The sequence below is a fragment of the Microcystis sp. M109S1 genome (assembly GCF_020247025.1).
GTDB lineage: Bacteria > Cyanobacteriota > Cyanobacteriia > Cyanobacteriales > Microcystaceae > Microcystis.
Window position 1 is genome coordinate 1 of record NZ_JADBRW010000089.1, and the last position, 8317, is coordinate 8317.

Here is an 8317-nt window from a genome sequence, read left to right on the forward strand (position 1 = left end):
CGAAAAATTTTCTAGGTGACGAATACTTAAATTTTCCACAATTGGGAAAAATTCGGATTAGGAAATCTAGGGAGTACCCGTCTGGGTTTGAGCCTAAACAAGCTCGAATTATCCAAAAAGCGTCGGGATTTTACGTTTTGGTTTCTTTCCAATCTACGGAATTAGTTCCCGATATGACAGTAGGGAAGACCTGTTTAGGAATTGACGCGGGAATTGAGAGTTTTGTCGCTACTTCACGGGGAGATTTAATCAAAGCCCCTCGATTTTTGTTGAAAGTACAGAGTAAGCTTAAATTGCTACAAAGACGCTTGAAACATCAAGTCAAAGGCTCGAACAATTGGTTGAAACTCCAAGATAAGATAGCGAGATTACACGAAAAAGTGTCTAATACTCGTAGAGATTGGCATTTTAAGTTAGCTCATTACCTTTGCGATCTCGCTGATAATATCTTTGTTGAAGATATTAACTTCGTTTCCTGGTCTAGAGGGATCGTTAGAAAACAATCTCTGGATTCAGGTATCGGTAGTTTTATTAACGAGATATTACCGTTTGTCGCTTGGAAACGGGGAAAATATTATCTTAAGGTTGATAAAAACGGAACCTCGCAAGAGTGTCCGAATTGTGGCGCAATTACTGGTAAAAAAGCGTTATCGGAAAGAGTTCACCGGTGTGATTCTTGCGGCCACATTGAACCGAGAGATACGGCATCAGCGAAGGTAATTGAGAACCGAGGAAAAAACGCGGTCGGACTGACCGTGTTAGAAAACGCTCGCGGAGGCGATTTGACGGGGATCGACTGGGTTAAACTCGGTCGATCTAGTTAAAAGCCTAAGAACCGAGAATCCCCCGCTACACCGCGCGAGCGGTTAGCGGGGGAGAGTCAATCCCCGATAACTGATAACTGCTAGACTAATTGGGTGATGCTTGCAAGATTAATAAAACCAGTGTCGAGATTAGAATGCAGGGACTTTTAAGAAAACTTTGGCGCGCGATCGAAAACTTTTTTACCCGACTTTTGGGGGGACAAGGGGGAAAGGGGAGAGTACAAGCGATCGAATCTGTTCCCCTAACCGATACAGATTACGAGTTTCTCTATATGCAGTTACTCGATGGAGTGGCCCACGGTTGGCACGAAGGCAGAATTCTGAGATTTTTTGAGAAATTGGGCGATCGAGGTCGGCAAAAAGATTGGGTAGAATGGTTAGAGCGCTTTGGCACCCGTCTGCAATCCTCCGCTTCCCTTAATCAACTTCTCGCCACCAGAATGATCCGTTTGGGAGAATTAGCCCGCGCTTTCCCCGGTATTGAACGTATTGGTGAAGCTTCCTACGAGATCGGTTATCAACTCTACACCAAAGAAACTGCCACTTTAATCTGGGAATACGCCGGCGAAGATGAGGTGCCGGGCAGTTATTCCCTGCCGCAACCCCCAGAAAATCTCTTATATTCGGGTGAAACTAGCGATTTTAACGGTAATGACCCAGAAAATCCCCAATTAGAAACCCTCACCCTCGATGAATTATTTAACCGTCTGCAAAACGATCCTACCCTAGCGGGCCAAATGGCCGAACAATTCGGCATCGAAAATAAGGACGCAGAAAGCATTATTGATAGTCTCATCGCTCAATTTTCCTCACAGGAAGGCAAAATCCCTGAAACTGCCGAAGATTGGTTTAATCAGGGCTTAGAACAGGCAAATTTAGGCAATTGGTCAAATGCGATCGCCGACTGGGAACAGGCCTTGACGATCGATCCCCAATTAGCCTCGGCCTGGCATAATCGTGGTAGTGCCTTAGCCATGATCGGTAACTACGAAGAAGCTTTAAATAGTTATGATCGCGCCCTAGAAATCACCCCCAACGATCACCAAGTCATTAACGCTAGAGGCAGCGCCCTATACGGACTGCAACGTTGGCAAGAAGCGTTAGAATGTTGGCAACAGGTGCTAGAAGCGGACGATAATTTTTATCAAGCTTGGTACAATCGCGGCAGTACCCTAGAAAATTTGGGCGAAAAAGAAGAAGCGATCGCCTGTTACCAAAAAGCTTTAGGGATTGCGCCGGATTTTGAGCTTGCCCAAACCCGTCTAGAGGCTTTACTAGGGCAAAAACCGCCCGAAGACGACGGTAATCCCCCCGCCTGATTCAATCGGAACTTGAGCAGTCAACAGCCTACAATTAGGGAAGGATAGAGACTAATTTTAATCAATCAGGCCCAGCAATGAGTATAAAAAGCAAACCTCCTTCACAATCTCGCCTGATCGGTAATGTTTTATTAGCCGTAGGCGGCTTATTTCTGATTGTTAATCTCCTTTTCCCGCAATTATTTGGCCCTAGCGTCCCCAAAGTTCCCTACAGTCTCTTTATCGACCAAGTGGAAGATGGCAACGTCGCTAGGGTATCCGTGGGACAGAATGAGATTCGTTATCAGCTTAAAAACGACCAAGAGGGCAACTACGGACGAATTTTCAGCACTACACCGATTTTTGACCTAGAATTGCCCAAACGTCTAGAAGCTAAGGGCGTAGAATTCGCCGCCGCGCCACCACCAAAAAATGGCTGGATTGGTAGTGTCCTTAGTTGGGTGATTCCTCCCCTGATTTTTGTTGGTATTTGGCAATTTTTCCTCGCTCGCAGCGGTGGCGGTGGTCCGGCCGGGGCTTTATCGATTACCAAAAGTCGCGCTAAAGTCTATGTGGAAGGAGACACCACCAAAACCACTTTTAAAGATGTGGCCGGTGTGGAAGAAGCGAAAACCGAATTAGCCGAAATCGTCGAATTTCTCAAATATCCCCAACGTTACATTCAAATCGGGGCGCGGATTCCCAAGGGTGTCCTCTTAGTCGGTCCGCCGGGGACAGGGAAAACCCTGCTGGCAAAAGCAGTCGCGGGAGAAGCGGGGGTTCCTTTCTTTAGTATCTCAGGTTCGGAATTCGTGGAACTCTTTGTCGGTGCGGGTGCAGCCCGAGTGCGAGATCTGTTTGAACAGGCCAAGAAAAAAGCCCCCTGTATTATTTTTATCGATGAATTAGACGCGATCGGTAAATCTCGCGCTAACGGTAATTTTATGGGGGGTAACGATGAACGGGAACAGACTTTAAACCAATTATTGACGGAAATGGACGGTTTTAACGCTGGCGATGCGACGGTGATCGTTCTAGCCGCTACTAATCGCCCCGAAACTCTTGATACCGCCCTTTTACGCCCCGGCCGTTTTGATCGTCAAGTGTTAGTTGATCGCCCCGATCTGGCTGGACGCTTAAAAATCCTCGAAATCTACGCAGGTAAGGTAAAATTAGGATCGGGTGTGGATTTAAAACAGATTGCTACCCGTACCCCCGGTTTTGCTGGTGCTGACTTAGCTAATCTAGTCAATGAGGCGGCTTTATTGGCAGCGCGCAATCAACGCAGCACCGTCGCCCAAGAGGACTTTAATGAGGCAATCGAGCGGGTAGTGGCCGGTTTAGAGAAGAAAAGCCGGGTTCTCTCGGAAAAAGAGAAGAAAATCGTCGCTTATCACGAAGTTGGTCACGCTCTCGTCGGTGCAGTTATGCCGGGGGGTGGTAAAGTTGCCAAGATTTCGATCGTGCCTCGCGGCATGGCAGCCCTCGGTTATACCCTGCAAATGCCCACGGAAGACCGTTTCCTTATGGATGATAAGGAATTACGCGACCAAATTGCTACTCTTTTAGGTGGTCGGGCTGCCGAAGAAATTGTCTTTGGTAGTATTACTACTGGGGCCGCTAATGACCTGCAGCGGGCGACGGACTTGGCCGAACGCATGGTGACGACCTATGGTATGAGTAAGACCCTCGGTCCCCTAGCCTACGAAAAAGGTCAACAGAATAGTTTTTTGGGAGATGGCATGATGAATCCCCGGCGCCTGGTGAGCGATGATACGGCCCGAGCGATCGATAATGAAGTGAAAGAGATTGTCGAAAATGGTCATCAGCAGGCCTTGGATATTCTCGCTCAAAATCGCGATTTACTCGAAGAAATTGCCCAAGAAATCCTCAGTAAAGAGGTGATCGAAGGGGAACAATTGCAGGGCTTGCTCGATCGCGTTAAACCCCTCGATCGAGAACCTGTTACTGTTTAGATTGATTTGATTTTTGCCCTGCCCCATCTTGAACAAAGATGGGGTTTCTTATCCAGAAATTTTGACTTTTAAGAGGGATTGGGGCTGAATATTGAGGAGATAATCAAGAAAAGTCTTGGCGATCACCGATAGTTTTTTATCCTTGGGATAAACCACATACCAATGGCGTTGGATGGGAAAATCTTCCACGTCAAGGATGGCAAATTCCCCATTGGGATTATCTAAATTTAAGACGTGCTGAGACAGAACCGAAATTCCTAAACCACCGGCGATCGCTTGTTTAATGGCTTCATTATTGCCGATTTCCAAACGCAGAGATACAGTGATGCCATGGTCGAGAAAAATTTGCTGCACTGCCCGTCTAATTCCCGATCCCATTTCCCGCATGATAAAAGGTTCCCCTTGCAGCCGTTTAATCGGAATTTTTTTCTGTCCCGCTAGGGGGTGATCTTTGCGGGCAATAACGACAAGGGGGTTTTCCAGAAACGTTCGAATCTCGAGGTTTAGAGCTTCGGGGGGTTCGCTTAAAATATATAGGTCATCAACATTATTGATGATCCTTGCTTCTATATCTTGGTGATTGGTCAATTGTAGGGACACATCTACCCCTTGGTACTGTTGACAAAAAGGACCTAATATCTGAGGGATTAAATATTGGGCTGTGGATACCGCCGCTAAACGCAGTTTACCCTGTTTAATGCCCTTGATATCAGCGATCGCCATCTCAAAGTTATCAAGATCCTTGAGGACTGCCTGACAGGTTACTAATAAACCGCGTCCGGCCTCGGTTAAATACAAACGTTTGCCTATCTGTTCGAATAAGGGCAGACCCACTGCTTTAGTCAGTTGTTTCATCTGGGTAGAAACCGTGGGTTGGGTGATCGATAGTTCTTCAGCAGCCCTGGTGAAACTGCCATGACGAGCGGTCGCTTCAAAGACGATCAGTTGATGTAAAGTGGCTTGAATCAAGAGAGGCCTCTAGAGAGCTACACTTCTGTTACTGCCTTGAGGAGCTTTGCTAAACAGAAGCAGGAATGGAGGGGAACGAGTGAAAACCTCCCCACCCCGCTTATATCATAGGTTTAAATCAATACTTTTGTAAAGATATATCGATTCAAACTCAATTTACAAAAATTTGCTTGTCAAGATATCCGTTCTAGTATAGATTTATAACAATCGATCTTTAAAAACCATAAAGTTTTGTCTATCAAGGCTGGTCTGTCAACCGCCAGCTTTGTTGTGGCCAAAAATCCTTTGCTCAGTTGGATTCTCATGCAAATAACCAATCGTATTCATTTTGACAATTTGCGGAGCGATATATTCGGTGGTCTAACAGCTGCCATCATTTATCTCCCTCTAGCTCTCGCTTTCGGGATAGCTTCTGGGGCTGGGGCGATCATGGCTAGTTTAACCGCCAAAAATCCCGAATTAGGCTTGCCCCCGGACTTGACGCTGTCCAAAGTTCTGCCCACAACAGGTTTGCTTAAGCAGTAAAGAGCCTTACTCTTACTCTTTTTCAGCTTTTGAAAGTTCATTTAGTTCATTTATATTCAAGACTCCTGATCAGGGGAGGCTTAAGGAGGTATTCGTGGATTTTTTCTCATTGTTTGTCATGGACTTTATCCAGCAGTTGCGGTCGCCAACACTGGCCTTTTTGATTGGTGGGATGATCATTGCTGCTCTCGGAAGTGAATTGGTCATTCCCGAGTCGATTTGTACGATCATTGTCTTCATGCTGCTGACCAAAATCGGTCTGACTGGCGGGATTGCCATCCGCAATTCCAACCTGACGGAGATGGTGTTACCCATGATCTTTGCCGTAATAGTAGGGATTTTTGTGGTCTTCATCGCACGCTATACCTTAGCCAATCTGCCCAAAGTGAAAGTCGTAGATGCGATCGCAACTGGGGGGTTATTTGGAGCCGTGAGTGGCTCGACTATGGCCGCCGGTCTGACGGTACTAGAAGAACAAAAGATACCCTACGAGGCCTGGGCCGGCGCACTCTATCCTTTTATGGATATCCCGGCGCTGGTAACGGCGATCGTGGTGGCTAACATTTATATTAACAAGAAGACGAATAAAGAAGCAGCCTACGACCGCGAGTCTTTTAGCAAGCAGCCCGTGGCGGCCGGGGATTATTCCGATCAGCAGGATTATCCGGGCAGTCGGCAGGAGTATCTCAGTCAGCAGCAGCCTACGGATAATCGGGTCAAGATCTGGCCGATCATCGAGGAAAGCCTGCGCGGGCCGGCCCTATCGGCCATGTTATTAGGTCTGGCTTTGGGCATCTTCACCCAGCCAGAAACCGTCTATAAAAGCTTCTACGATCCCCTCTTTCGTGGCTTGCTTTCAATTTTGATGCTGGTCATGGGGATGGAGGCTTGGTCAAGGGTTGGTGAACTGCGTAAGGTGGCCCAGTGGTATGTCGTCTATAGCGTCCTAGCACCCTTTATACATGGTCTAATCGCCTTCGGTCTCGGCATGATTGCCCACTACGCCACCGGGTTCAGTTGGGGCGGTGTCGTGGTTCTGGCCGTCATCGCTTCCTCTAGTTCCGACATCTCCGGGCCGCCCACGTTGCGGGCCGGTATCCCGTCGGCTAATCCCTCCGCCTATATAGGTGCGTCCACGGCCATCGGTACGCCAGTAGCGATCGGCTTGTGTATCCCGTTCTTCCTTGGTCTGGCCCAGGCACTAAGCGGCGGCTAATTCCAGAAAGATTGTGGTCGGTCGGCACTCCCTTGACGGGGCCTACCAAGCAAATAAATGTACATATTTAAGGAGATAATCAACATGGCCAAACCAGCCAAAAAGCTCGTCATCGTCACAGAAAAGATTTTGCTGAAAAAAGTCGCCAAGATCATCGAAGAAGCCGGGGCGAGTGGTTATACGGTGATGGATACTGGCGGTAAAGGCAGTCGCAACGTGCGCTCGTCGGGACAACCCCACGTTTCCGAAACCGACACTAATGTCAAGTTCGAGATACTTACCCCCGATCGAATTATGGCCCAGAATATTGCCAAGCAGGTTGCCGATCAGTTTTTCCTCAATTTTGCGGGCATGATCTATCTCTGTGACGCGGAGGTTCTGTACGGACAGAGTTTCTGTGGACCAGAGGGCTGTGATATCTAGATGACACAAGCACCACAAGCCGGTTCATGACTCCGGCACTCTAGGGCCACCGCATCCCCAGCTTGACTGTCCTTGAGCGGTGGCCCTTTTTCATATCCCCCAGTTTTATGACTATCTGAAATCTGGCGTTGCTGATTTGAGATATGAATCTTCTTTTGTGGGATTTTTAAAACCTAGACCCAAACTAACTTTTGGATGGGTGCAAGGTTGTCATTCATACCTTGATTCAGCAACGCCTGAAATCTTTAACCCTCATCCCTTTAAACTGATGATTTTGTCCCATATTCTGCCTCCTTTGATTGGGGAGATAAGCTAAACGGCGCTTAACCTGCATGATCCAATAGCTATAACCCTTTTGGAGTCTATATCGGTGATCCGAAGTAAAAGCCGTTTAGCTTAGCGGCTCCTATGACTCCGATACCCTTGCTCGCCACCGTTGTGGCCGAGGATTCACCGATTATTCTCTCTGGCGTATTGCTGACGCTGGTGGTCATTTATCTGGCCAGCAAGCTCGGCGCGGAGGCCGCCAGACGATTGGATTTTCCGCCCGTACTGGGAGAACTGGTCGCCGGTGTGATCGTCGGCGTTTCGGCGTTGCATCTGCTCATCTTTCCCGAAGGGGGGCTATCGGCCTCCGACTCGCTGATTATGACGGTACTGCAAGGATTGAATCAATTGGCCCCGGCTGCCGTGGACCGGATCTTTGAGTCCCAAAGTGAAGTGATTTCGGTTCTGGCTGAAATCGGTGTGATTATTCTGCTGTTTGAAATTGGCCTGGAATCCGACCTGCGGCAACTCAAGGAAGTGGGAATTCAAGCCACGGTTGTGGCCTGTGTGGGGGTTGCGGCACCTTTTGCTGCGGGTACGGCCGGGTTAATGCTCGTCTTTCATGTGCCGGCCATCCCGGCGATTTTTGCGGGGGCTGCCTTAACGGCAACCAGTATCGGTAAGCTTTTACGCATTTAAGTTACATTAACAGCATTACCCTTATTTTTAAGCTTTCTACTCCATTTAATAATCAATCCCCCTTCATTTAAAAGCTGATTGACTACTTTTTCCAGTTCTTCTTTATTTTCAAATTCTCGA

At 47.8% G+C, this 8317-nt stretch carries 6 protein-coding genes and 3 pseudogenes; 7 read left to right on the top strand and 2 right to left on the bottom strand.

The features are described from left to right. From IM322_RS04370 to ftsH4, 3 genes are all read left to right on the top strand, one after another. A partial coding sequence (locus IM322_RS04370) for an RNA-guided endonuclease InsQ/TnpB family protein (RefSeq protein WP_287713119.1) occupies positions 1-824 on the top strand: 824 nt, incomplete at its 5' end. A 134-nt stretch (positions 825-958) separates the two neighbouring features. Next, positions 959-2143 carry a tetratricopeptide repeat protein gene (locus IM322_RS04375; RefSeq protein ID WP_287677386.1) on the top strand — a complete coding sequence of 395 codons (1185 nt, stop codon included), beginning with the start codon at positions 959-961 and terminating at the stop codon, positions 2141-2143. A gap of 77 nt (positions 2144-2220) precedes the next feature. Continuing rightward, positions 2221-4098, top strand: coding sequence for an ATP-dependent zinc metalloprotease FtsH4 (gene ftsH4, locus IM322_RS04380; RefSeq protein WP_287677384.1), 1878 nt, complete (start codon positions 2221-2223; stop codon positions 4096-4098). A 48-nt stretch (positions 4099-4146) separates the two neighbouring features. Here ftsH4 and IM322_RS04385 read toward each other — a convergent pair whose 3' ends face one another. Next, complete coding sequence (locus IM322_RS04385; RefSeq protein ID WP_287677381.1) at positions 4147-5067, bottom strand: LysR family transcriptional regulator; 921 nt, start codon at positions 5065-5067, stop codon at positions 4147-4149. Between the two features lie 303 nt (positions 5068-5370). Here IM322_RS04385 and IM322_RS23170 point away from each other — a divergent pair. From IM322_RS23170 to IM322_RS04405, 4 genes and pseudogenes are all read left to right on the top strand, one after another. Further along, positions 5371-5493: pseudogene (locus IM322_RS23170) on the top strand (sulfate permease); the annotation flags it as partial. 193 nt (positions 5494-5686) lie between these two features. Then, positions 5687-6808, top strand: a complete 1122-nt coding sequence (locus IM322_RS04395) for a sodium-dependent bicarbonate transport family permease (RefSeq protein WP_287677376.1) — start codon at positions 5687-5689, stop codon at positions 6806-6808. Positions 6809-6892: 84 nt separating this feature from the next. Beyond that, complete coding sequence (locus IM322_RS04400) at positions 6893-7231, top strand: P-II family nitrogen regulator (RefSeq protein ID WP_072926370.1); 339 nt, start codon at positions 6893-6895, stop codon at positions 7229-7231. 408 nt (positions 7232-7639) lie between these two features. Continuing rightward, positions 7640-8179, top strand: a pseudogene (locus IM322_RS04405) (cation:proton antiporter); the annotation flags it as partial. A gap of 14 nt (positions 8180-8193) precedes the next feature. Here IM322_RS04405 and IM322_RS04410 read toward each other — a convergent pair. Then, positions 8194-8317, bottom strand: a pseudogene (locus IM322_RS04410) (IS630 family transposase); the annotation flags it as partial.

Coding starts and splice junctions, on each gene's coding strand:
- IM322_RS04375 (WP_287677386.1), top strand. CDS start 959: ATGCAGGGACTTTTAAGAAAACTTTGGCGCGCGATCGAAAACTTTTTT.
- ftsH4 (WP_287677384.1), top strand. CDS start 2,221: ATGAGTATAAAAAGCAAACCTCCTTCACAATCTCGCCTGATCGGTAAT.
- IM322_RS04400 (WP_072926370.1), top strand. CDS start 6,893: ATGGCCAAACCAGCCAAAAAGCTCGTCATCGTCACAGAAAAGATTTTG.